24 protein-coding genes are annotated in these 23,193 nt (G+C 62.8%); 6 read left to right on the top strand and 18 right to left on the bottom strand.

From position 1 onward, the window contains the following. Positions 1-56: 56 nt before the first annotated feature. Entirely contained in the window at positions 57-2,852 is a 2,796-nt protein-coding gene (polA, locus tag BLS08_RS01675; RefSeq protein ID WP_017676417.1) for a DNA polymerase I, read from the bottom strand. A 75-nt stretch (positions 2,853-2,927) separates the two neighbouring features. Between polA and BLS08_RS01670 the strand changes: the two genes are divergently transcribed. Both BLS08_RS01670 and BLS08_RS01665 read left to right on the top strand, forming a co-directional pair. Continuing rightward, positions 2,928-3,212 (top strand): DUF2782 domain-containing protein, encoded by a 285-nt coding sequence (locus BLS08_RS01670; RefSeq protein ID WP_017676416.1) that lies wholly within the window; start codon positions 2,928-2,930, stop codon positions 3,210-3,212. 17 nt (positions 3,213-3,229) lie between these two features. Next, positions 3,230-4,180 carry a homoserine kinase gene (locus tag BLS08_RS01665; RefSeq protein ID WP_017676415.1) on the top strand — a complete coding sequence of 317 codons (951 nt, stop codon included), beginning with the start codon at positions 3,230-3,232 and terminating at the stop codon, positions 4,178-4,180. Positions 4,181-4,346: 166 nt separating this feature from the next. Here BLS08_RS01665 and BLS08_RS01660 read toward each other — a convergent pair whose 3' ends face one another. The 5 genes from BLS08_RS01660 to BLS08_RS01640 are packed head-to-tail and all read right to left on the bottom strand — an operon-like array spanning position 4,347 to position 8,346. Continuing rightward, the gene (locus BLS08_RS01660) at positions 4,347-4,979 is read right to left on the bottom strand and encodes an SCO family protein (RefSeq protein WP_026088515.1); all 633 of its coding nucleotides are present in this window, start codon (positions 4,977-4,979) and stop codon (positions 4,347-4,349) included. A 48-nt stretch (positions 4,980-5,027) separates the two neighbouring features. Continuing rightward, the gene (gene cyoE / locus BLS08_RS01655) at positions 5,028-5,927 is read right to left on the bottom strand and encodes a heme o synthase (RefSeq protein ID WP_017676413.1); all 900 of its coding nucleotides are present in this window, start codon (positions 5,925-5,927) and stop codon (positions 5,028-5,030) included. Between the two features lie 23 nt (positions 5,928-5,950). Next, complete coding sequence (locus tag BLS08_RS01650) at positions 5,951-7,006, bottom strand: COX15/CtaA family protein (protein ID WP_017676412.1); 1,056 nt, start codon at positions 7,004-7,006, stop codon at positions 5,951-5,953. 55 nt (positions 7,007-7,061) lie between these two features. Then, complete coding sequence (locus tag BLS08_RS01645) at positions 7,062-7,640, bottom strand: hypothetical protein (protein WP_017676411.1); 579 nt, start codon at positions 7,638-7,640, stop codon at positions 7,062-7,064. Continuing rightward, complete coding sequence (locus BLS08_RS01640) at positions 7,615-8,346, bottom strand: SURF1 family protein (protein ID WP_017676410.1); 732 nt, start codon at positions 8,344-8,346, stop codon at positions 7,615-7,617. Before BLS08_RS01640 ends, BLS08_RS01645 begins: the two co-directional genes overlap by 26 nt. 71 nt (positions 8,347-8,417) lie before the next feature. Between BLS08_RS01640 and BLS08_RS01635 the strand changes: the two genes are divergently transcribed. Continuing rightward, positions 8,418-8,621 carry a twin transmembrane helix small protein gene (locus BLS08_RS01635; protein WP_017676409.1) on the top strand — a complete coding sequence of 68 codons (204 nt, stop codon included), beginning with the start codon at positions 8,418-8,420 and terminating at the stop codon, positions 8,619-8,621. A 6-nt stretch (positions 8,622-8,627) separates the two neighbouring features. On the opposite strand, the gene BLS08_RS01630 is transcribed toward BLS08_RS01635, so the two are convergent. From BLS08_RS01630 to coxB, 4 genes are read right to left on the bottom strand one after another with little or no spacing between them, the layout of a single operon-like run. Continuing rightward, positions 8,628-9,524, bottom strand: a complete 897-nt coding sequence (locus tag BLS08_RS01630; RefSeq protein WP_017676408.1) for a cytochrome c oxidase subunit 3 — start codon at positions 9,522-9,524, stop codon at positions 8,628-8,630. A gap of 11 nt (positions 9,525-9,535) precedes the next feature. Then, a complete protein-coding gene (locus BLS08_RS01625; protein ID WP_017676407.1) occupies positions 9,536-10,084 on the bottom strand; it encodes a cytochrome c oxidase assembly protein in 549 nt (182 codons plus the stop codon). A 10-nt stretch (positions 10,085-10,094) separates the two neighbouring features. Further along, positions 10,095-11,678, bottom strand: a complete 1,584-nt coding sequence (ctaD, locus tag BLS08_RS01620; protein WP_017676406.1) for a cytochrome c oxidase subunit I — start codon at positions 11,676-11,678, stop codon at positions 10,095-10,097. 4 nt (positions 11,679-11,682) lie between these two features. Next, on the bottom strand, positions 11,683-12,807 hold the full coding sequence (gene coxB, locus BLS08_RS01615) for a cytochrome c oxidase subunit II (RefSeq protein ID WP_026088514.1): 1,125 nt from the start codon (positions 12,805-12,807) through the stop codon (positions 11,683-11,685). Positions 12,808-13,211: 404 nt separating this feature from the next. Here coxB and BLS08_RS01610 point away from each other — a divergent pair, with 404 nt between their 5' ends. After that, a complete protein-coding gene (locus tag BLS08_RS01610) occupies positions 13,212-13,853 on the top strand; it encodes a hypothetical protein (RefSeq protein ID WP_017676404.1) in 642 nt (213 codons plus the stop codon). On the opposite strand, the gene BLS08_RS01605 is transcribed toward BLS08_RS01610, so the two are convergent. Continuing rightward, positions 13,843-14,772, bottom strand: coding sequence for an AEC family transporter (locus BLS08_RS01605; protein WP_017676403.1), 930 nt, complete (start codon positions 14,770-14,772; stop codon positions 13,843-13,845). The genes BLS08_RS01610 and BLS08_RS01605 overlap by 11 nt on opposite strands. 141 nt (positions 14,773-14,913) lie before the next feature. Between BLS08_RS01605 and glsB the strand changes: the two genes are divergently transcribed. Together glsB and BLS08_RS01595 are read left to right on the top strand one after the other, a co-directional pair. Then, positions 14,914-15,822, top strand: a complete 909-nt coding sequence (gene glsB, locus BLS08_RS01600) for a glutaminase B (RefSeq protein ID WP_017676402.1) — start codon at positions 14,914-14,916, stop codon at positions 15,820-15,822. A 68-nt stretch (positions 15,823-15,890) separates the two neighbouring features. Further along, the gene (locus BLS08_RS01595; protein WP_017676401.1) at positions 15,891-16,286 is read left to right on the top strand and encodes a RidA family protein; all 396 of its coding nucleotides are present in this window, start codon (positions 15,891-15,893) and stop codon (positions 16,284-16,286) included. Between the two features lie 145 nt (positions 16,287-16,431). Here BLS08_RS01595 and BLS08_RS01590 read toward each other — a convergent pair whose 3' ends face one another. From BLS08_RS01590 to BLS08_RS01560, 7 genes are all read right to left on the bottom strand, one after another. Continuing rightward, positions 16,432-18,015 (bottom strand): gamma-glutamyltransferase family protein, encoded by a 1,584-nt coding sequence (locus BLS08_RS01590; RefSeq protein WP_017676400.1) that lies wholly within the window; start codon positions 18,013-18,015, stop codon positions 16,432-16,434. A 9-nt stretch (positions 18,016-18,024) separates the two neighbouring features. Next, positions 18,025-18,861 (bottom strand): sulfite exporter TauE/SafE family protein, encoded by an 837-nt coding sequence (locus tag BLS08_RS01585; protein ID WP_017676399.1) that lies wholly within the window; start codon positions 18,859-18,861, stop codon positions 18,025-18,027. Between the two features lie 21 nt (positions 18,862-18,882). Continuing rightward, positions 18,883-20,208 (bottom strand): TRAP transporter large permease, encoded by a 1,326-nt coding sequence (locus BLS08_RS01580; RefSeq protein WP_017676398.1) that lies wholly within the window; start codon positions 20,206-20,208, stop codon positions 18,883-18,885. Further along, on the bottom strand, positions 20,205-20,726 hold the full coding sequence (locus BLS08_RS01575; RefSeq protein WP_017676397.1) for a TRAP transporter small permease subunit: 522 nt from the start codon (positions 20,724-20,726) through the stop codon (positions 20,205-20,207). The genes BLS08_RS01580 and BLS08_RS01575 overlap by 4 nt, the downstream gene beginning before the upstream one ends. A gap of 4 nt (positions 20,727-20,730) precedes the next feature. Beyond that, positions 20,731-21,825 (bottom strand): TRAP transporter substrate-binding protein, encoded by a 1,095-nt coding sequence (locus BLS08_RS01570; protein WP_017676396.1) that lies wholly within the window; start codon positions 21,823-21,825, stop codon positions 20,731-20,733. Between the two features lie 392 nt (positions 21,826-22,217). Continuing rightward, complete coding sequence (locus BLS08_RS01565; protein WP_017676395.1) at positions 22,218-22,664, bottom strand: Lrp/AsnC family transcriptional regulator; 447 nt, start codon at positions 22,662-22,664, stop codon at positions 22,218-22,220. Between the two features lie 71 nt (positions 22,665-22,735). Further along, entirely contained in the window at positions 22,736-23,179 is a 444-nt protein-coding gene (locus BLS08_RS01560; RefSeq protein WP_017676394.1) for a GNAT family N-acetyltransferase, read from the bottom strand. Positions 23,180-23,193 lie beyond the last annotated feature (14 nt).

Genomic DNA, 23,193 nt, shown 5'->3' with positions numbered 1-23,193 from the left:
ATTCCCTGAAACCCAAAAGCTAGAGCGGCCGCGGCTCTATGCCGCGGCGACGAGCCTCAATGCGCCTCGTCCCAATTGGCGCCGACGCCGACTTCCACCAGTAGCGGTACATCCAGGTCGGCGGCGCCACTCATCAGGCTCTTGAGTTTGGCGCTGACCTCGTCGATCAGTTCCTCACGCACCTCCAGCACCAGTTCGTCGTGCACCTGCATGATGATGCGTGCATCGATGCCGCTGTCCTGCAACCAGCTGTCCACGGCGATCATGGCGCGCTTGATGATGTCCGCAGCCGTGCCCTGCATCGGCGCATTGATCGCCGCGCGCTCGGCGCCCTTGCGCATGGCCTGGTTCTGCGCGTGGATCTCCGGCAGGTACAGGCGACGGCCGTAAACTGTCTCCACATAACCCTGCTCGGCGGCCTGCGCGCGGGTGCTTTCCATGTAGGTCAGCACGCCGGGATAGCGGGCGAAGTAACGATCGATATAGGCCTGCGCCTCCTTACGTTCGACGTCGATCTGCTTGGCCAGGCCGAAGGCGCTCATGCCGTAGATCAGACCGAAGTTGATGGCCTTGGCCTTGCGCCGCTGATCGCTGCTCACCTCTTCCAGTGCCACACCAAAAACCTCGGCAGCAGTGGCCCTGTGCACGTCCAGATCATGGTGGAAGGCATCGAGCAGACCTTTGTCCTTGGCCAGGTGGGCCATGATGCGCAACTCGATCTGCGAGTAGTCCGCGGCCATCATCTTGTAGCCCTTGGGCGCCACGAAAGCCTGGCGGATGCGCCGGCCTTCGGCGGTGCGGATCGGGATGTTCTGCAGGTTCGGGTCGCTGGAGGACAGGCGGCCAGTAGCGGCGACCGCCTGGTGATAGCTGGTATGGATACGCCCGGTGCGCGGGTTGATCTGCTCCGGCAGCTTGTCGGTGTAGGTGCTCTTGAGCTTGCTCAGGCTGCGGTACTGCATCAGCACCTTGGGCAGTTCGAAGTCCTGCTCGGCCAGTTCTGCCAGCACCGCTTCGGCGGTGGAGGGTTGGCCCTTGGCAGTCTTGCTGATCACCGGGTAGCCGAGTTTTTCGTAGAGGATCACGCCGAGTTGCTTGGGCGAGGCGAGGTTGAATTCCTCACCGGCGATCTCGAACGCCTTGCGCTCCAGCTCCACCAGTTTCTCGCCCAGCTCGACACTCTGCTCGCCGAGCAGCTTGGCATCGACCAGCGCGCCGTTGCGCTCGATGCGCGCCAGCACCGGTACCAGCGGGATTTCGATGTCGCGCAGCACTTTGGCCAGGGACGGCACAGCTTCGAGGCGTCCCCACAGTTCCTGATGCAGACGCAAGGTCACGTCGGCATCCTCGGCGGCGTACGGGCCGGCCTGCTCCAGGGCGATCTGATCGAAGGTCAGCTGCTTGGCGCCCTTGCCGGCGATGTCCTCGAAGCGGATGGTGCTGTGGTTCAGGTACTTCAGCGCCAGGCTGTCCATGTCGTGACGGGTGGCGGTGGAGTCCAGTACGTAGGATTCGAGCATGGTGTCGAAGGCCACGCCCTGCACCGTGATCGGCGTGCTGGCATTGGCCAGGACGTTGATGTCGTACTTGGCGTGCTGGCCCACCTTGGCCTTGGCCGGGTCTTCGAGGATCGGCTTGAGCGCCTTGAGCACTGCGTCGCGATCGAGCTGCTGCGGCACGCCCATGTAGGAATGCGCCAGCGGGATATAGGCCGCCTCACCGGCCTTGACCGCGAAGGACAGACCAACCAACTGCGCCTGCTGGGCATCAATGCTGGTGGTCTCGCTGTCGAAGGCGATCAGTTCTGCCTGCTCCAGTTTCTTCAGCCAGGCATCGAACTGCGCCTGCTCCAGTACCAGCTGGTAATCACCGCTGCTTGCCGATGCGGGTTCAGCGGCCTCTTCGGCGGTTTCACCAGTCGGCTCGGCGAACAGATCGCCAGCCGGCGCAGCAGCCTTGGCCGCCAGCGCCTTGTTCTGACGCAGCAGGTCGTCCAGCCAGTTCTTGAACTCCAGCTCGCCGTAAAGCTCCACCAGCGCGGCCTGATCCGGTTCGCCGGGATGCAGCGACTCGATCTCGATATTCAGCGGCACGTCGGTCTTGATGGTCGCCAGCTGATAGGACAGGTAAGCCATCTCGCGGTGCTCTTCGAGCTTGGCTGGCAGGCCCTTGGCGCCACGGATCGGCAGCTCGGGCACCTTGTCGAGGTTGGCGTAGAGCACGTCGAGGCCGCCGCCGATACCAACCAGCAAGCCCAAAGCGGTTTTCTCACCGACACCAGGCACACCCGGAATGTTGTCGACCTTGTCGCCCATCAGCGCCAGGTAGTCGATGATCAGCTCAGGGCCGACACCGAATTTCTCCTTTACGCCATCGGCATCGTAGACGCTTCCCGTCATGGTGTTGACCAGCGTAACGTGCGGGCAGACCAGCTGCGCCATGTCCTTGTCACCAGTGGAGATGACCACGTCGCGCTTTTCCCCGGCCGCTTGCCGCGCCAGGGTGCCGATCACGTCATCGGCTTCAACCCCTTCGACGCACAGCAGCGGCAACCCCAGGGCGCGCACGCTGGCGTGCAGCGGCTCGACCTGCACGCGCAATTCGTCCGGCATGGATGGCCGATTGGCCTTGTACTCGGCGAACAGCTCGTCGCGGAAGGTGCCGCCCTTGGCGTCGAAGACCACGGCAAAGGGGCTGTTCGGGTACTGCTTGCGCAGGCTCTTGAGCATGTTCAGCACGCCCTTCACCGCTCCGGTGGGCATGCCCTTGGAAGTGGTCAGCGGCGGCAGGGCGTGGAAGGCGCGGTACAGATAAGAGGAACCGTCGACCAGAACGAGGGGAGCTTGGCTCATGCGCGGGATCAACCTTTTCGGCGGGTGCAGCGGTAGAATGGCTGCATCGGTGAACAACGAAGGAGCAAGATTACCATGGGTACATTGAATCGCCTGATGCTGGTCGGCCTGTTGGCCTGTGTCCCCCTTGCTGCTCACGCCGAAGATCCGGTATCCGGCGACCCGGATGTGACCATCCGCCAGGACGGCGACCGAACCATTCAGGAATACCGGGTCAATGGCTTCCTCTACGCCATCAAGGTCATCCCGAAGAACGGTAAACCCTACTTTCTCGTTCGCGCCGATGGCAGCGACGGCAACTTCGTACGTTCGGACGATCCGGACATGCTGATCCCGTCCTGGGAAATCTTTAGCTGGTAAGGCAATTAAGGTCTGATATGTCGGTATTCACCCCCCTGGAGCGTCATGAGCTCGAAGTCTTCCTGGCTCCCTATGGGCTTGGCCGGTTGCGTGACTTCCAGGGCATTGCTGCGGGCAGCGAAAACAGCAACTTCTTCGTCAGCCTGGAGCAGGGCGAATATGTCCTGACCCTGGTCGAACGCGGCCCGGTGGCCGACCTACCGTTCTTCATCGAATTGCTCGACGTGCTGCACGACGCCGGCCTGCCGGTGCCCTACGCCCTACGCACGCAGGACGACGAGGCATTGCGCACCCTGGCCGAGAAACCGGCGCTATTGCAGCCCCGGCTGTCAGGCAAGCATGTGCGCGATGCCAACGCCCATCACTGCCAGGAAGTGGGTAGCCTGCTGGCGCGCATTCACCTGGCCACTCGCGAACAGCCGGTGGAACGTCGCAGCGACCGCGGGCTGGATTGGATGCTCGCCGAAGGTCCGAGCCAGGCGCTGAAGCTTGATGAACAGGCGTTGCCGCTACTACGTGATGCACTGGCCGAGATCGCCGAACTGAAGCCGCGCATCCTCGCTTTGCCGCGGGCGAACCTGCATGCCGACCTGTTCCGCGACAACGTGCTGTTCGACGGCAACCACCTCGCAGGGGTGATCGACTTCTACAACGCCTGCTCGGGGCCGATGCTCTACGACCTGGCCATCACTCTCAACGATTGGTGCTCGAACGAAGACGGCAGCCTAGATGGCGCTCGCGCCCGTGCGCTACTCGGCGCCTATGCGGCTCTACGCCCGTTCAGCGCTGCCGAAGCAGAGCTGTGGCCAGCCATGCTGCGCGTGGCCTGCGTGCGTTTCTGGCTGTCACGTCTGATCGCCGCCGAGTCGTTCGCCGGGCAGGAAGTGCTGATTCATGATCCTGCCGAATTCCAACGGCGCTTGGCACAACGTCAGCAGGTCAACCTGCCCCTGCCGTTCGCACTTTAGGACACGCCCCGTAGGGTGCGCCGTGCGCACCAATACCGTTGAGCGCCCGCCGGTGCTCGCGGCGCACCCTACAAGCCCAAACTCAGGGCCGTAGCCCGGATGAAATCCGGGAAACTCTGTGCCATACAGCCTTGATGGTGGTGGTTCGTAGGCACACCCAAGCCGATCAGCTACCCGAAACCAGGCCCGGCAACTGCTCGGCCAGCTTGGCGTTGTTGATCGGCGCACGGATGAAGCCGCGCTGGGTGCCATCCGGGCCGATGATCACCAGATTGCCGCTGTGATCGACGGTGTAGTTTTCCTTGCTGGTGTCAGCCGGGATGTAGGGGATGCTTACCGAGTTGGCGAATTTCTGCAGGGTTTCCTCTTCGCCGGTCAGGCCCTTGAAGCCCGCATTGAAGAAGCCCAGGTACTTGCTCAACTGCTCCGGCGTATCACGATGTGGGTCGACGCTGACCATCACCACGCTCAGCCGTGCGCGAGTTTCTTCGGGCAACTGGGTCTGCAATTGGCGCAGTTGAGCGAGGGTGGCCGGGCAGATATCCGGGCAGAAGGTATAACCGAAGAACAGCAGCTTCCAGTCACCCTTGAGCTGATCAACCGCAACGTCCTTGCCGTCCTGATCGACCAGGCTCAGCGACGGCAGGCTACGGTTCTGCGGCAGCAGGACGATACCGGCATCGAGCAGCGCCGCCGGGTCGCCCTGGCTTTTACTGCTGAGCACCTTGTTGACGGTAAGCCCCAGCACCAGGGCCACGATTGCGACAAGAACGAAAACCGTTGTGTGGGTACGAGTCATGAAATCCCTTAGCTAGCTTTTGCAAACCGTCTGCCACGCCACAGCTTGCTAGATGTTCAACAGCAGATAGTGATCCGCGAGCAGCGCGATAAACAGCAGGAACAGGTACCAGATACTGTACTTGAAGGTATTGATCGCGGCGTGCGGTTTGCTGTCACGGTACAGCACCCAGGCCCAGTGCAGGAAGCGGCCGCCCAGTAGCACGGCGCAAACCAGGTACAACGGCCCGCTCATGTGGATGGCGTAGGGCAGCAGGGTCACCGCGAACATCACCAGGGTGTAGAGCAGGATATGCACCTTGGTGTAGTGCTCACCGTGGGTCACCGGCAGCATGGGGATGTCGGCCTTGGCGTATTCGGCCTTGCGATGGATAGCCAGGGCCCAGAAGTGCGGCGGCGTCCAGGCGAAGATGATCAGCACCAGCAGCAGCGGCTCGGCACTGAGGTGGCCGGTAACAGCGACCCAACCCAGCAACGGTGGAGCAGCACCCGCCAGGCCGCCGATCACGATGTTCTGCGGCGTGGCGCGCTTGAGAAAGCCGGTGTAGATCACCGCATAACCGAGCAATGAGGCCAGGGTCAGCCAGGCAGCCAACTCATTGGTGAACACCATCAGCAGGCTCATGCCGGCGATGGCCAGCAACAGGGCGAAGGTCAGCGCCGCCACCGGCGAGACACGCCCGGCGGTGACCGGACGCTTGTGTGTGCGCGCCATGATCGAGTCGATGCGCCGATCTACCACATGGTTGACTGCAGCTGCCGCGCCGGCACACAGGCCGATGCCGAGGTTGCCGAACAGCAGCACGGTCCAGGGCACACCGGCACGGGTAGCGAGGAACATGCCGACCAGCGAGGTGATCAGCATCAGCATCACCACCCGCGGTTTGGTCAGCTCCAGATAATCGCGCCAGGTGGCGTGTTCGGAGTGAGCTCGCAGCATTGTCGCCATGGCATTGCTCCTTGATTCGTTATTTACCGGCCTTGAACCAGACCGTTGGAAACCAGAGTCGTGCGCCTGCCCGCCAGATCAGATGCTTCACGAGCCGCCGCAGAAACAGCCCTCAGGCGATAGTTGATCAGCACCATCACCAGCAGCAGAGCAGCGCCACCAGCGTTGTGCGCCACCGCCACCAGCAGCGGTAGATGGAAGATCACGTTGCTGATACCCAGGCCAACCTGCACAGCCAGCGCCAGCAGCAGCAGACCGGCCAGGCGCGGCAGCTTGGCAATGCGCAACTTCCAGGCCAGAGCCAACAGCGCCAGCGTTACCAGCAGCGCTCCGATGCGATGGCTCATGTGAATGGCGGTGCGCGCGTCACTGTCGAGCTGTCCGCCCAGGTAGTTGGGGCCGATGTGCTGGGTCAGGTGAAAGCCCTTGCCGAAATCCATAGCAGGCCACCACTCGCCGTGACAGGTGGGCAGGTCGACGCAGGCGACAGCGGCGTAGTTGGAACTGACCCAGCCACCGAGGGTGATCTGCCCGATCACCAGCAGCAGGCATGCCGCCGCCAACGTGCGCAGGCGCCCCGGCAACTGCAGCGGGGCGAATCGTCCAGACAGGCGCAAGGTGAGCAAGGTCAACAGACTGAGCGTGGCGAAACCGCCGAGCAGGTGAGCGGTGACCACCTGCGGCCATAGCTGCAGGGTGACCGTCCACATGCCGAAGGCGCCCTGCAGAATCACCAGCGCCAGAATCGCCAGCGGCAACTTGAGCGGCTGAGTTGGCTCCGCACGACGGCGCACGGACAGGGCAGCAATAGCGAGGATCACCAACCCCAGTGCGCCGGCAAAGTAGCGATGGATCATCTCGTACCAGCCCTTGGCAACCTCTACCGGCGCCTCGGGAAAACGCGCTTCGGCGATGGCCTGCTTGTGCTCGCTCATCGGCACGCCGAGAAACCCGTAGCAGCCTGGCCAATCCGGGCAACCCAGACCGGCATGGGTCAGTCGGGTGTAGGCGCCCAGCAGCACCACCACCACGGTCAGGAGGGTCGCGAACAACGCTAGACGGTAACCGGGCTTGTGCATGTCTACTCCTTGGGCACTGGGCCTTACGCTCTGTCGATATGGACAGAGCGTGGCGTCAACCGATCAGGGAAATTTTCAGCAGGTAGCGCAGATCATCGAGAATGGCCTTGCCCTTGCTGCCGGCCGGATAGCGCAGCACCAGATTGCCGTGTGGATCGACCAGCCATAGCTGTGCCCCCGGCACTGCCTCAGCGGCCTTGTCGTAGGCCTGCAGATCCAGCTGATAGCGTCCAAGTTGCGGGTACTCGCGCTTGAGCGTGGCGTCATAGTCGGCCGGCAATGGCTCGGCCAGCGCCAGGCCGTGACTGGCGCGGGCAGTCTCGCGATTGAGGCCAATCTGGATCTGCCGCGCCAGGTAAACCAGCTGCTGACAGTCGGCCTCACAGGCGCCCGGTGCTGTCACCAGAATCTGCCACAGCGGCTCCACCTCCCCCTGCACGCCGAGATCGGCAAGGGTGCGCCCATCGCCGATCAGCACACCGTGGTAGCTGCGCGTCTCTGGCACCCAGAAGCGCCACTGGTACATGGCGCTGGCCAGGAACATCGGGCCGATGGCGATGGCCAGGATCAACAACAACTGCAGGCGACCACGCCCCTTGCGCGGCGCCTCAGGCATGGCGATGGCTGGGTTCATGACGATGCTCCCGTGCATTGTGAATTCCAAGATAAATGAACAGACCAAGCAGCGCGGCAGCCAGAGAGAACCACTGCACCGCATAGCCAAGATGTTTGCTGGGGCTCATGGCCACGATTGGCCAATCGACGCGATAACTGGCCGGCCCGGGCTCCAGACGCACCTCGAAAGGCAGACCACCACGACCCAGCTGGCGCCAGAGACTGTCGGCCTCGACCTGCGTGATCAGTCGCGGCCAGCCTTCGGTCGCCGCACCGGAGCGCAGATTGAAACCACCAGAGGGCGCGACATAGACCCAGGCAGTGAGTTGCAGCACGCCGTCAGGGCTATCGAAAGGTGGCGCTGTGCGCCGATCCGGCCAAGGCAGCCAGCCGCGATTGAGCAACACCCAGAGACCGCTGGACTGATCGTAGAAAGGCTGCAGCAACTCGACACCGGCATGGCCATCACGGATACGGCTATCGAGCAGCAGGCTGTGCTCGCTATCGAAGTGCCCACGCAGTTGAACGCGGCGGTAGGCAGGATCACGCATGGGCTCAAGCTGCTCGAGGCTGATCGGCTCGGCCGTCCGCCGTGCCTCGAAGCTGGCCAACAGCTGGCGCTTCTCATCGCCACGCTGCAGCTGCCAGAAGCCCAGCCAGAGCAACCCCGGCAGCAGCAGGGCAACCAGCACGCTGGGCAACCAACCGGGACGGAAGGCGCTCATTGCGCCCTGCCGATACGGTCTGGGTTGCTGGCTATACTGCAATGCATCACGTCAATCCCCCGGAGTCTCACATGCTCAAGGCCGCGATCGTCCTCATGCTGCTGGCAACCATCGCCAGCCTGTTCAGCGGCCTGTTCTTCCTGGTCAAGGACGAAGGCCATGGTTCCCGCGTGGTCGGCGCGCTAACTGTCCGTGTCGGCCTGACCGCTATTACCGTTGCCCTGATCGCCTGGGGCTTCTACTCAGGGCAACTGGTCTCTCACGTTACCTGGTAGCCCCCGCTACAGTACGTAGACGAAGATGAACAGGCCGAGCCAGACCACATCGACGAAGTGCCAATACCAGGAGGCGGCCTCGAAGCCGAAGTGCTGATCGGCGTCGAAGTGCCCACGCATGATGCGCACCAGCATCACGATCAGGATGATGGTACCGAGCGTCACATGCGCACCGTGAAAGCCGGTGAGCATGAAGAAGGTGGCGCCGTAGATGCCTGAGCCAAGCGTCAGCCCAAGCTCGGTGTAGGCCTCGATGTACTCCTCGACCTGAAAGAACAGGAATGCCAGGGCCAGCACGATGGTAGCGGCCAGCCAGGCCTTGAGCGGGCCACGGTGGTTCTTCTTCAGAGCATGGTGGGCAAAGGTGATGGTGACGCTGGAGGACACCAGCAAGATGGTGTTGACCAGCGGCAGATGCCAGGGGTCGATCACCCCGCTCGGTGGCGGGAACAGCTTGGAGTCGGGGTTCTGCAACATCGGCCAGCTGTATTCGAAACCGTCCCAGAGCATGTTGGCCACGCCCTTGTCACCTTCGCCGCCGAGCCAGGGGCCGGCCCACATGCGGATGTAGAACAGGGCACCGAAGAAGGCGACGAAGAACATCACCTCGGAAAAGATGAACCAACTCATGCCCCAGCGAAAGGAACGGTCCATCTGCGCGCTGTACAGACCGCTGCGGCTTTCCTTGATGACGTTGCCAAACCAGCCGAACAGCATCCAGGCCAGGATCAGCCCGCCGACGAAGAAGATCAGCGGCCCGTTGGAGCCTTCACGCCCCGCCGACAGATCGTTGAACCAGGTGCCAACACCGTAGAAGCTGACCAGCAGACCAATGGTGGCGACGATGGGCCACTTGCTCTGCGCCGGTACGTAATAGTTCTCGTGACTTTCGTGACTCGACATTGTTGTTCTCCTTATGGAGCCTGTGCCACTGGCGGTTTGCGCGCGGTGATATCGAACAGGGTGTAGCCCAAGGTCAGGTGCTTCACGTCCTGCGGCAGGTCGCGGTCGACGATGAAGCGCACCGGCATTTCGATGCGCTCGCCTGGCTGCAACACCTGCTGGGTAAAGCAGAAACACTCGGTTTTGTGAAAGAAGGCCGCCGCCTTCGAAGGCGATACGCTGGGTATCGCCTGCGCGCTCATCGGCTTGTCGCTGGGGTTATAGGCGACGAACAGCATGTCGCGCGCCTCACCCGGGTGAACCAGGATCTCGTCGGCCTGGGGCCCGAACTCCCAGACCATGCCGGCGGCGTTGGTGGCGAGAAACTGCACGCGCACCTGGCGCTGCTCATCCACCATTTGCTCGCCCTGGTAGGCCCCTGCCGTCTTGCCGTTGATGCCGAAGACCCGGCACATGGCGTCGTAGAACGGCGGCAGGACGAAGATGCCGAAGCAGAACATCACCACCACCACGAGCAGCAGACGGGTAACCAGGCGACGAGTCGCGATGACCTCGCTCACGGCAGACCTCCTATTTCACTTCCGGCGGCGTGCTGAAGGTGTGGTAGGGCGCCGGTGAAGGCACCGTCCACTCCAGGCCTTCGGCACCGTCCCAGGGTTTCGCCGGGGCCGGCTTGCCGCCGCGAATGCACTTGATGACGATGAACAGGAACAGCAACTGAGTAGCCCCGAACATGAACGCGCCGATACTGGAGATCATGTTGAAGTTGGCGAACATCATGTTGTAGTCGGGGATACGCCGCGGCATGCCAGCCAGGCCAACGAAGTGCATCGGGAAGAACGCCAGGTTCATGCCGATGAAGCTCATCCAGAAATGCAGCTTGGCCAGGGTTTCGTCATACATGTGGCCGGTCCACTTCGGCAGCCAATAGTAGGCCGAGGCGAAGATGCCGAAGATTGCGCCAGGCACCAGCACGTAGTGGAAATGCGCCACCACGAAGTAGGTGTCGTGGTACTGGAAGTCCGCCGGCGCGATGGCCAGCATCAAGCCGGAGAAACCACCGATGGTGAACAGGATGACGAAGGCCACCGAGAACAACATCGGCGCCTCGAAGGTCATCGAGCCCTGCCACATGGTGCTGGCCCAGTTGAACACCTTCACCCCGGTGGGCACGGCAATCAGCATCGTCGCGTACATAAAGAACAGCTCACCAGTCAGTGGAATGCCGACGGTGAACATGTGGTGCGCCCAGACGATGAACGACAGGAAAGCGATCGCCGCCGTGGCGTAGACCATCGAGGTGTAGCCGAACAGCGGCTTGCGCGCGAAGGCCGGGATGATCGAGCTGACCGCGCCGAAGGCGGGCAGGATCATGATGTACACCTCGGGGTGACCGAAGAACCAGAACACGTGCTGGAACAGCACCGGATCCCCACCGCCAGCAGCATTGAAGAAGCTGGTGCCGAAGTGGATGTCCATCAGCATCATGGTCACGCAGCCAGCCAGTACCGGCATCACCGCAATCAGCAGAAACGCGGTGATCAGCCAGGTCCAGACGAACAGCGGCATCTTCATCAGGGTCATGCCGGGGGCGCGCAGGTTGAGGATGGTGGCGACCACGTTGATCGCCCCCATGATCGAACTGATGCCCATCAGGTGCACGGCGAAGATGAAGAAGGTGGTGCTCTCCGGCCCGTAGGTGGTCGACAGCGGCGCGTAGAAGGTCCAGCCGAAGTTCGGCCCGCCGCCTTCCATGAACAATGTCGAGACCAACAGGCCGAAGGCCGCCGGCAAAAGCCAGAAGCTGAAGTTGTTCATCCGTGGCAGGGCCATGTCCGGCGCGCCGATCATCAGCGGGATCATCCAGTTGGCGAGGCCGACGAAGGCCGGCATCACCGCACCGAAGACCATGATCAGGCCGTGCATGGTGGTCATCTGGTTGAAGAATTCCGGCTGCACGATCTGCAGGCCCGGCTGGAACAGCTCGGCACGGATGACCATGGCCATCGAGCCGCCCAGCAGAAACATGCAGAAGCTGAACCACAGGTACATCGTGCCGATGTCCTTGTGGTTGGTGGTCAGCACCCAGCGCATCAGGCCCTTGGCCGGGCCATGGTGGTGGTCAGTATGACCGTGGTCGATCACTGCACTCATGTCCTTACTCCTGCGCCTTGGAGAAATCGAGAATGTCCTTGGGCGTGACCATGTCACCGACATTGTTGCCCCAGGCGTTGCGCTCGTAGGTGATGATGGCGGCCAGGTCGACCGGCGACAGCTGCTTGCCGAAGGCGGCCATGGAGGTACCCGGCTTGCCTTGGTAGACGATGTGGATATGCCCCTCGGCCGGCCCGGTGGCGATGGCCGAGCCCTTGAGCGCCGGGAACATCGGTGGCAGACCTTCACCGGTAGGCTGGTGGCAGGCTGCGCAAGAGGTGTTGTAGGCCTTCTCACCACGCGCCATCAGCTCTTCCATGGTCCATTCCTTGCTGGTCAGCTCACGCTCAGCGGCGGCAGCCTGCTTGCGCTCGGCCAGCCAGGCATCGAAGTCTTCCTTGGACTTGGCCTCGACCACCACCGGCATGAACCCGTGGTCCTTGCCGCACAGCTCGGTGCACTGACCACGGTAGATGCCGGGCTCCTCGATGCGCGTCCAGGATTCGTTGATGAATCCTGGGATGGCGTCTTTCTTCACTGCCAGTGCCGGTACCCACCAGGAGTGAATGACGTCGGCGGCGGTGATCAGGAAGCGCACCTTGGTGCCCACCGGCACCACCAGCGGCTCGTCGACTTCCAGCAGGTAGTGTTCGCCCTTGGCTTCGCGGTTATTGATCTGCGAGCGCGGCGTGGTCAGGTTACTGAAGAACTCGACATCCTGACCCAGGTACTTGTAGTGCCACTTCCACTGGTAGCCAGTGACCTGAATATCCAGCTCGGACTCGGAGGTGTCGTAGATCTCGATCAGCGTCTTGGTCGCCGGGATCGCCATCACCACCAGAATGGCCAATGGCACCACGGTCCAGAGAATCTCGACGGTTGTGCTTTCGTGAAAATGCGCGGGTTTCTGGCCAGTGGAGCGGCGGTGCATGATCATCGACCAGAACATGGCGCCGAACACGATCACGCCGATCACAACGCAGATCCAGAAAATGGTCATGTGCAGATCGAAAACGGAGCGGCTGACGTCGGTTACACCGGGCGCCATATTGACCGTCCACTGCGCGTGCGCCGAGCCTAATGCCAGCCACAGCAGGAGGCCCATCCAGACTCGTGGATGTCGCATCATTGCGGGTTCCCCTTGATTGTTCTTGTTATCCCGCCGGCTGAGCCTGCGGCTAAGGGATCGACTGCCATAGAGCGACAAGGCGGAATCACTGTCCGCGTACCGCGCTCAACTGCTGGCGACTACTGCCGAAACCTCTCCGTGCCTGAGCTCGTCCGGTTCCATCAGGTACTGCCTTTCGAACTCGAGTATAGACGGGGAGTTGCACCTGGCAACGTACGCGCAAAAATCGCCGAAGGCGCGCAAGCCTTGTGCTAAACGCCCCGGCTGACGCGGGGTGTAGCCGTTCTGACACAGGCATTTATAGCCAACTCGCATAAGTATGAAAAAGTTATGACAATCGCGTCTTAGCCGACTGCCGGAGCCGGCTAAGGTTCACGTCCATGTCCTGAAATGTAGGAGCCGTCATGAACACCGCCGCCCTTCGTCAATTGATCACCCAGGCTCGTCAGCAGGAAAGTGGCAGCCAGGCTCTCTCGCGCTTCCTGCAGGCACAGCTGGAGCGCCTGCACCCGTCCATCCGTCTACCGGAGGATGATGCGCCTGGGGCACTGACCGCCTTCGTCATCGCCTATATCGAGGAGGTGCCGGACGTGCTCGACGCTGCTGCCGAAGTAGCGCGCGAAGCAGGAATCGAGGCTGCCGTGAAACCGGTGCTGAAGATCGCCGAGCATTTCTTCCTGCAGCCACCAGCGCTGATGGAGGGTCACGAAGGACTCGAAGGCCTGCTCGACGAGGCCTATCTGGCTCATCGCCTGGTGGAAGAGGTCAATGACCGCTACATCGCGCACCTCGGCCAGCCGCTGATCCCGCTGGACACCACACGCGCCAACCTGATCGCCCACCAGTTGATTGGCGAGCCCTTCGCCAACCAGCTCGACGAAGCGGTGCATCATGCCTTGGCCGGTATGCTCGATGACGCCAGCTTCGACCAACCCTCGGTGCAGGCCTACCGCGAGCGCCTGGCGGCGCCGGATACCGCCTCGGCCTGGCGGCGCTGGCCCTGCCTGTCGCAGCAGTTGGGCGTGGAGCTGCAACTCAAGGCGTGATCAGCAGCAGGATCAGAGTCAAGGTCAGCAGCGAGCCGAGGGTAGAGAACAGGATCGCCCGCGACACCAGCGCCGCCTGGCGCTGGTAGTACTCGGCGAGCATGAACGGCCCAGTGCCCGTTGGCAGCGCGCTGAGTAGCAACGCGGCGTGCGCCCAGAACGGCGGCAGGTCGAGCAGCACGAAGGCAATGAACCAGGTCACCAGCGGCTGCAAAACCAGCTTCAAAGCCACCAACGGCCAGGCGCCTTCGCTCGGCCCGCTCTGCCGCTGCGCCAGGAACAACCCCAGCGACACCAGTGCGCAGGGCACCGTGGCGGCGCCGAGCAGGCGCAGAAATTCGTCCAGCGCCGTGGGCATCTGCACGCCACCAAACGCCCAGGCAGCACCAAGCAATGGCGCGACCACCAGCGGGTTTTTCAGGAGCGCCATGACCACCTGCACGATGGCGCCGCCCAACCCCTTCTTACTCTGCAGGCCTACCTCGATGCACACCACCGCCAGGCCGAACAGCACGCACACCACCAGCAGCGAGGCGATCAGCGCGGGCGCCATACCGTCCTCACCCAGTACCAGCACGCACAGCGGAATGCCGATATAACCGGTGTTGGCATAACCGGCACTGAGCCCATCGATGCTGGCGTCAACCAGGCTGCCAGTGGTTTTCCAGCGATACACCAGCGTGACCAGAAACACCGCGAGCATGCCGCCGGTAAAGGCAAGCAAGAAACCGGGCTGCCAGATGTGTGCCCAGTCGGCCTTGGCCGTAAGGCTGAACAGCAACGCAGGCAGGCCGAGCCAGACCACGAAGCGGTTCATTTCCGATGCGGCAGTCTCTCCCAGGCGATTGGTTCGCCGGCAGATGAAGCCAACCAGGATCAGGCCGAAGATCGGCAGCAGGACGTTGAGAACGGTGGACATCAGGCTACGCCGTCGACAGGAAGAGGCCGAGACTAGGGCGCAGAACCGTGCAGAGCAAGCCGCGCGCTGTGATTCGTGTCCGTCACTGGGCGTCTAGCTCAGACCTGCCGGGCAATGCCCGACGCCCTCGCGAGCCTGAGCATGCAAGCGTTGTTGAACGAAATTCTCGATGAAGTCCGCCCACTGATCGGCCAGGGCAAGGTGGCCGACTACATTCCCGCACTGGCCAGCGTGGTGCCCGATCAACTGGGCATCGCCGTGTATGGCAACGACGGCCAGGTGCATGTCGCCGGCGATGCCCGCACGCCTTTCTCGATCCAGAGCATTTCCAAGGTGTTCAGCCTGGTCCAGGCCATCGGCCACAGCGGCGAAAGCATCTGGCAGCGCCTCGGCCACGAGCCGTCCGGGCAGCCGTTCAACTCGCTGGTGCAGTTGGAGTTCGAGCGTGGCAAGCCGCGCAATCCGTTCATCAATGCCGGCGCCCTGGTCATCTGCGACATCAACCAGTCGCGCTACGCCGCACCGGCGCTATCGATGCGCGACTTCGTCCGGCGCCTGTCGGGCAACCCCGAAGTGACGGTGGACAACCATGTCGCCGAGTCGGAGTACCAGCACCGCGCGCGCAACGCGGCCGCAGCCTACCTGATGCAGTCGTTCGGCAATTTTCACAACGAAGTCGAGGCGGTGCTGCGCAGCTACTTCAGCTGCTGCGCGCTGCGCATGAGCTGCGTCGACCTGGCGCGTGCCTTCGGCTTCCTGGCCAATGAAGGTTTCTGCCAGCACAGTGGCGAACAGGTGTTGTCGCCCCGCCAGACCAAGCAGATCAACGCCATCATGGCTACCAGCGGCCTGTACGACGAAGCCGGCAACTTCGCTTATCGCGTCGGTCTGCCGGGCAAGAGCGGCGTCGGCGGCGGCATCGTCGCGGTGGTACCAGGGCAGTTCAGTGTCTGTGTGTGGTCACCGGAGTTGAACGCCGCAGGTAACTCCCTGGCCGGGATCAAGGCGCTGGAGCTGCTCAGCGAGCGCATCGGCTGGTCGGTGTTCTGATTCGATAGGGTATGGTCGCAGCAGGCCGCGCCGTCGTGCGGCCACTGACGAAAAGACCAGGAGTGCCCATGTCGATGCCCGAATACCACATGTTCGCCGCTGCGCCCGCGCCGGTCGCACCGTTCTCCCACGCCTGCGAAGCCGATGGCTGGGTATTTATCACCGGCCAGTTGCCCATCGATCCAGGCAACGAAGCGGCGCCGCTGCCCGAAGGCATCGAGGCGCAAACCCACAAGACCTTCGACAACCTGCTGGTAGTGCTCAACGGCCTGGGCCTGGGGTTGGAAAACGTGGTCTCGGCGCGCGCGTTCCTCACTGACTTCTATAGCGATTACGAGCGCTTCAACGCGGTTTACGCCAGCTACTTCCCCGAAGGCAAACGCCCGGCGCGCACCTGCATCGGCACCACCGGGCTGGCGCGGCACGCGCTGGTGGAGATCGATTTCATCGCTCGCCGGCCATAGGGCCTGTTGAGCTTTTGTAGGAGTCGCGCCCCGCGACGAATGCGGTGTACACCCTCGATTTCACTGAGTGGCAACAATCGCTTCGCCCCTAGGCGGGGCTCCTACAGGTGTGCGCTATGGCCTGCACAGGGTTGCAACGACCCTTTTACAAACCACAGACGCTGCCGTCGCTACGCGGGTCCGCAGCGCCTTCGAGAACGCCGCTGGGGTGGCGTAGCAGCGCGCCAGCGTGGCCCATGGTGTCGCTGAAGGCTTCGTCCAGCACCTCGATCACATGGCCGGCGGCGCGCAATTGCTCGATCAGCTCGGCGGAGAAGCGATTCTCCAGCTTGAGACTGGTGCTGACGTCGCCCCAGGTGCGCCCCAGCAGCCAGCGCGGCGCGGTGATGGCGGCCTGCAGGTCGCTGCCCAGACGATAACGGCTGAACAGCGCGGCCTGGGTTTGCGGTTGGCCTTCGCCGCCCATGGTGCCGTAGCTCAGCACGCGGCCGTCGTCGAACAACGCCAGCGCCGGGTTGAGAGTGTGGAACGGCTTGCGTCCAGGCTCCAAGGCCTGCAGCGCGGCCGGGTCGAGGGAGAAGCTGATGCCGCGGTTCTGCCAGGCCACGCCGCTGGACGGCAGCACCATGCCGGAGCCGAACTCCCAGTACACACTCTGGATAAAGCTCACCGCGCGGCCTTCGCTGTCGATGCAGCCCATCCAGATGGTGTCGCCGGGGGAGGTCGGGCGCGGCCATTCCAGGGCGCTGTCAGGGTCGACCGCCGCCGCCAGAGCATCGAGGTTTTCCGGGGCGAGGAAGCCTTGCGGGTCGGCCGGCACGCGGCGCGGGTCGGTGACCACACGATCACGGATCATGAATGCCTGTTTGGTCGACTCGACCAGGCCATGCACATGGGCGAAGCCTTCGGCCTCGACGACCTTGAGGCGCTCGAACACGCCGAGGATCAGTAGCGAGGCCAGACCCTGGGTTGGCGGTGGCATGTTGTACAGGGTGGCGTCGCCCAAACGCACCTGCAGCGGGGTAACCACCTGGGCCTGGTAGGCCTGCAGATCGGCCAGGCGCAGCGGGCTGCCCAGTTGTTCCAGCTCGGCAGCCATGCGCGTAGCCAGCTCGCCTCGGTAGAAGTCATCCAGGCCTTTTTCTGCCAGGTGCGCCAGGGTGTCGCCCAAAGCCGTCTGCTTCATCAGGCTGCCTTCGGCGGGCACCTGACCATTGTTCAGATAGACATCGGCGAAACCCGGCACGTCCTTGAGTTCATCGAACTTGACCCGCGTCAGATGCGCCTGGCTGCGGCTGACAACGATACCGTTGCGCGCCTGGCCAATAGCCTCGGCGAGCAAGTCGCGCAGCGGCAGCGGCGTACCCCATGCGGATGCCACTTCCAGAGCCTTGGCCCAGCCGCCGATGGTCCCGGCGACGGTAAGCGCGGCCGTCGGACCACGGCTGGGGATCGCCTCCAGGCCAGCGTAGAACGCGCGATCAGCCAGGGCCGCGCTGCTACCGCAGGCGTCGATGGCCACCGGGGCCTTGCCCGGCTCGTGGATCAGCCAGAAGCCGTCACCGCCAATAGCGTTCATGTGCGGATAGACCACCGCGATGCTGGCAGCCGCGGCGACCATGGCTTCGACAGCGTTGCCGCCTGCCTTGAGCACGTCACGGCCGGCCTGGGCGGCCAGGTGATGGGGGGCGACGAAAATGCCGCGGGTGGCGTGGGTACTTTTCAGCATGATCGTTCCTCAGAGGGCAAAGGCGCCAAACAGCATGCGTACTGCTGTAAGGGCCAAAAACAGGGCAAACAGACGGCGCAGCAGGCGCGCGTTGATGGCATGGGCGATGCGTGCGCCCCAGGGCGCGGTGAGCATGGTCACCGGCACGATCATCGCCAGGCCGAGCAGGTTGACATAGCCCAGGGTGGCCGGTGGCAGGTTGTCCGCACCCAGGCCGTTGATCAGGTAGGCCAGGGCGCCGGGCAGGCTGATCACCACGCCCAGGGCGGCGCCGGTGCCCACGGCAATGTGCATGGGCGTGCGGCAGGCATTGAGGATCGGCACGCTGAGGGTGCCGCCGCCAATGCCCATCAGGGTCGACAGGCTGCCGATGAACACCCCGAGCACACTGGTACCGGCTGTGCCGGGCAGCCCGTCGCGCAGGCTCAGGTTGCGCTCGACCGCCATGTTCAGCGCCACCAGCAGGGCGATCACAGCGAAGATCGCCGCCAGCACCTGGCCGCTGAGATAGCCGCTTAGCAACGCACCGATCAGCACGCCGATCAGGGTGCCGGGTATCAGCGGCTTGAGCAGTTCAGGCTTGAGCCCGCCGCGCTTGTAGTGCGCCCTGGCGGAGATGATCGAGGTCGGCACGATGGCCGCCAGCGAGGTGCCGACCGCCACGTGCATACGTACTTCAGGATCAATGCCGAGCAGGGTGAACAGGTGATACAGCACCGGCACGATGACGATACCGCCACCGACGCCGAGCAAGCCGGCGAGAATGCCGGCCACCGCGCCGGTCAGCAGCAGAGCGCTGACCAGCCCGGCCAGCCACAGCGGGCTGTAGGCAGAGAAAAATTCCATAGGCGTTCTCTTATGTGAGGGTTACCAGCCGATTGCCTTAGGCAGCCAGGTCGCCAGGGTCGGGAAGGCGAACACCAGGGCCACGGCGAGCATTTGCAGCGCCACGAAGGGCAGTGCGCCGATGTAGATGTCCTTGGTGCTGATGCCTGGTGGTGCCACGCCCTTGAGGAAGAACAGCGCCCAACCGAACGGTGGCGTGAGGAACGACATCTGCAGGTTCAACGCCACTAGAATCGCCAGCCAGACCATGTCGGTGCCATAGCCCATGAATACCGGCAGGAACATCGGCAGGGCGATGTAGGAGATCTCGATCCACTCCAGAAAGAAACCGAGCACGAACAGCAGCACCATAAGGAACAGGATCGCGCCCAGTTCGCCGCCCGGCAGCAGGCTGAACAGATCATGCACCAGGGCTTCGCCGCCCAGGCCGCGGAAGGCCAGGGAGAACGGCTGCGAGCAGAGCAGGATGAGGAAGATCATCGCGCTGATGCTCAGGGTGCCGTGCAGGGTCTGCTTGAGGGTATCTCGGTTCAGACGTCTGGCGCAGCCGGCGATGACCAGCGCGCCAAGTGCACCGATGGAGGCCGCTTCGGTCGGCGCGGCCAGGCCGCCGATGATCGAGCCAAGCACACAGACCACCAGCAGCAGCGGCGGCAATACCGATTTGGCGATGTTCTGCCACAGCTGTTTGCGGCTGATCAGCGCGCGCTCCTCGGCAGGAATCGCCGGCACCCACTGCGGGCGCAGCCAGCCGAGCAGCAGCATGTAGACGATGTAGACGCCGGCCAGCATCAGGCTGGGAATAAAGGCGGCGGCGAAGATCGAACCCACCGACTCGCCGAGAATATCGGCCAGCAGAATCAGCACCAGGCTCGGCGGAATGATCTGCCCCAGGGTGCCGGAGGCGCAGATGGTGCCGCAGGCCACGCTGGGTTTGTAGCCGCGGCGCAGCAGCACCGGCAGGGTCAGCAGGCCGATGGTCACCACGGTGGCGCCAACGATACCGGTCGAGGCACCGAGCAGCACGCCGACCAGCACGATGGCCAGGCCCATGCCGCCGTTGAGGCCACCCATGGCTTGGCCAACCGTCTCCAGCATGTCCTCTGCGACCCTGGATTTCTCCAGCATCACCCCCATGAAGGTAAACAGCGGAATCGCCAGCAGCGTGTAGTTGCTGACCACGCCAAACATGCGCGCCGGTAGCAGGCTGAACAGCATCGGGCCGAAACCGATCAGGCCGGCGGCGAAACCGGACACAGCCAGGGAGATGGCCACCGGTACGCCGACCATCATCATCGAGAAAAAGGCGAGCACCATCAGGATTGCCAGCCATTCATTGGGGCTCATGGCAAGGCCTCCTCAGGTGTCGGGTTGGATGCGAGCAGGCTCTTGAGGGCACGCAGGGTGTCAGCAATGCCTTGCAGGGCAAACAGGGCAAAGCCCAGCGGCAGAAAGGCCTTGACCAGAAAGCGATGGGGCAGGCCGCCAGGGTCCGGCGAGCCTTCGCCAATGGCGTAGGACTGCATCATGTAATGCCAGCAGACCCAGGCCAGGAACGCGCCGATCAGGCAGGTCGCCAGGGCACTGAACAGATCCACCGCAGCCTGGGTGCGCGGCTGGAACTTCTCGTAGATGAAGTCCACCCGCACATCGGCACGGTGTTTCAACACGTAGGAGATGCCAAGCAGCGCGATGGGCGAAATCAGAAACCATTCAAGCTCCTGCAACGCCACCGGGCTCACGGAAAAGCCATAGCGGATCAGCACGTTGGCCGACACCAGCAGGACCAGCACCAGCACGCAGCCGCGTGCCAGACTGCCCAGGGTCTCGACCAACTGCTCGATGCGGTTGATCACGGCATGCATCGCCTCACACCCCCAGGTCCATGAAGCCTTTTTCGCCGGTGGCCGACCAGCTGCTGTACTTCTTGCGGAACGCCATGAAGTGATCGTGCACTTTGCGTGTTGCCGGGTCGGCGGCAGCCATGCTGGCGAGGGTGTCGTTGGTCACCTCGCGCAGGCGGGTGATGATGTCGCCCGGCAGCGGCTTGGCGATCACACCTTCATTGGTCACCAGGTCTTCCAGGGCATCGGCGTTGACCGCATCGGACCATGCCAGGCTCTCGGCATTGCAGGCCTGGGCGCAGATGCGCACGATGGCTTGCAGGTCGGCCGGCAGGGTTTCCCAGGCCTTCTTGTTGATGATCAGCTCGGTGACGTTGGTCGGCTCGTGCCAGCCGGTGGTGTAGTAGTTCTTCGCGGCTTTATGCAGGCCCATGCGGCGGTCCTGATAGGGTCCGACGAATTCGGCAGCATCGATCACTCCGCGCTCCAGCGCCGGGAAAATCTCGCCGCCAGGCAGCAGCCTTACCGCCACGCCCAGTTCGCTGTAGACCTTGCCGGCCAGGCCCGGCACACGCATTTTCAGGCCCTTGAGGCTATCGACGTTTTCCAGTGGCTGACGGAACCAGCCGGTCATCTGGGTGCCGGTGTTGCCCATGGGCATCGGCACCAGGCCATGGGGCGCGTAGAGTTCTTCCCAGAGTTGCAGCGCGCCGCCGTTGTACAACCAGGCGTTCATGCCCTGGGTATTCATGCCGAAGGGCACGGCGGTGAAGAACTGCGCGGCGGGGATCTTGCCGGCCCAGAAGAAGGCATTGGCGGCGTTCATTTCCACCATGCCACTGGACACCGCATCGAAGCCTTCCAGCGCCGGGATCAGCTCGCCAGCAGCGAAGTGCTGAATCTTCAGGCGGCCATTGGACATGGCCTCGACACGCTTGCAGAAATCGGTCGGGCTGCCCGGCCCCTGCACATAGAACGGCGAGCCGGGCGCGTAGGCGTTGGTCATCTTCCAGTTGAAGGTTTTCTCGTTGGCAGTGGCGATGCCCGAGGCACCCAGGGTCAGGCCTGCGCCTGCGGCAACGGCTCCAGCACCGAGGAATTTACGACGGTTAAGGCTCATGGGGCGGTCTCCAGTTACACAGTGGCTCCGATCAGCGGGATGGCCTATCGGATGTAAAGTGGTCTGGAAGCCCTAGAGCAACACGCGTGCCAGTAGAAAAATATATATAACTTATTGTTTTATAATGACTTATCTATTTTTTGAAGAATATGGCCGTTAGCCAGACTGCACAAAAAATAAGCACCTCTGGGCTGTCGCTTGCGACGAATCGTCAATACGCCACGGGTAATGAATACATTTGTCAGCAGTGCCAAACCATTTGCATACGATCGGTCCGCTGACCTTGCCTTCAACTGACGAATGTCAGTTATGCACTAGATGAGCGCACTGAGCGCTTTTTTAAGGCGCCGACGCTTCCGGAACAGTGAGAAATAGCTCGATGTATCAGGATGTTACAGGCGAGCACCGCCACGACGGTGCTTCACCCGCGTCATCAGTGCCTTGCAGTCAACCGTGAGAATCTCCGGGTGGTTGAAGATATGCTCGCGCACGAAAGCATCGAAGGTCTCGTAGCTGTCGGTCAACGTGTGGATGTGCAGGCTTTTCAGATCACTCATGATGTACAGGCTGACCACCTCCACGGTAGCCGAGAGTCGCTCGGCGACGGCTTCGATAGCATGCGGCGCGACAGTAAGATCGACGAAGGTGGAAATACCCTTGCCGAGCTTTTCCGGATTCACCACAGCGGTGAATTTCTCGATGACGCCGGTATCGACCAGGGCCTGTACCCGAGTGCGTGCGTGGGCTCTGGATATATTGAGCTGGCGAGCGATATCGGCAAAAGAGGTGCGCGAGTCCTTGATCAGGATATTCAGCAGAGCGTTGTCGAGCTTGTTCATGGCTGTCAGCTTGAAGACGAGGGGGCACTGGCGATGCGCAATGCATGCCAACCTCCCTCTCTCGCCCCCACCTACAGCAGCTTGCGGTACTGCACGAATCCCGAGCGCTCACCGATGCGCTCGTACAGCAGCTTGGCCTGGCTGTTGCTCTCGTGCGTCAGCCAGTGCACCCGTGAACAGCCGGCAGCACGCGCCTGCTCGTAGACATGCTGGATCAGCTGACGACCAACGCCGCCACTGCGCTGGCCCTTGGCGACGAACAGGTCCTGCAGGTAGCAATAGTCACCGGTGGTCCAGGTCGAGCGGTGGATGACCCAGTGCACCAGGCCAATGGCCTGGTCACCCTGCCAGGCCAGGGCGGCGCCCATGGGCTCGGCGGGGTCGAGAAAGCGCTGCCAGGTAACGGCGCTGGTCTCGGCTGGAATCTCGGTCATATAGAAGCGCTGGTAGCCCTGCCACAAGGGCAACCAGGCTTCGTGATCGGCAGCGACTACAGGGCGAATTTCGATGCTCATCGTCCTTCCTCTGT

Origin of the sequence: Ectopseudomonas chengduensis (assembly GCF_900102635.1) — a bacterium.
Taxonomy (GTDB): domain Bacteria; phylum Pseudomonadota; class Gammaproteobacteria; order Pseudomonadales; family Pseudomonadaceae; genus Aquipseudomonas; species Aquipseudomonas chengduensis.
Note: the sequence above shows the minus strand (reverse complement) of the source record. Positions and strands in the feature narration are given on the sequence as shown.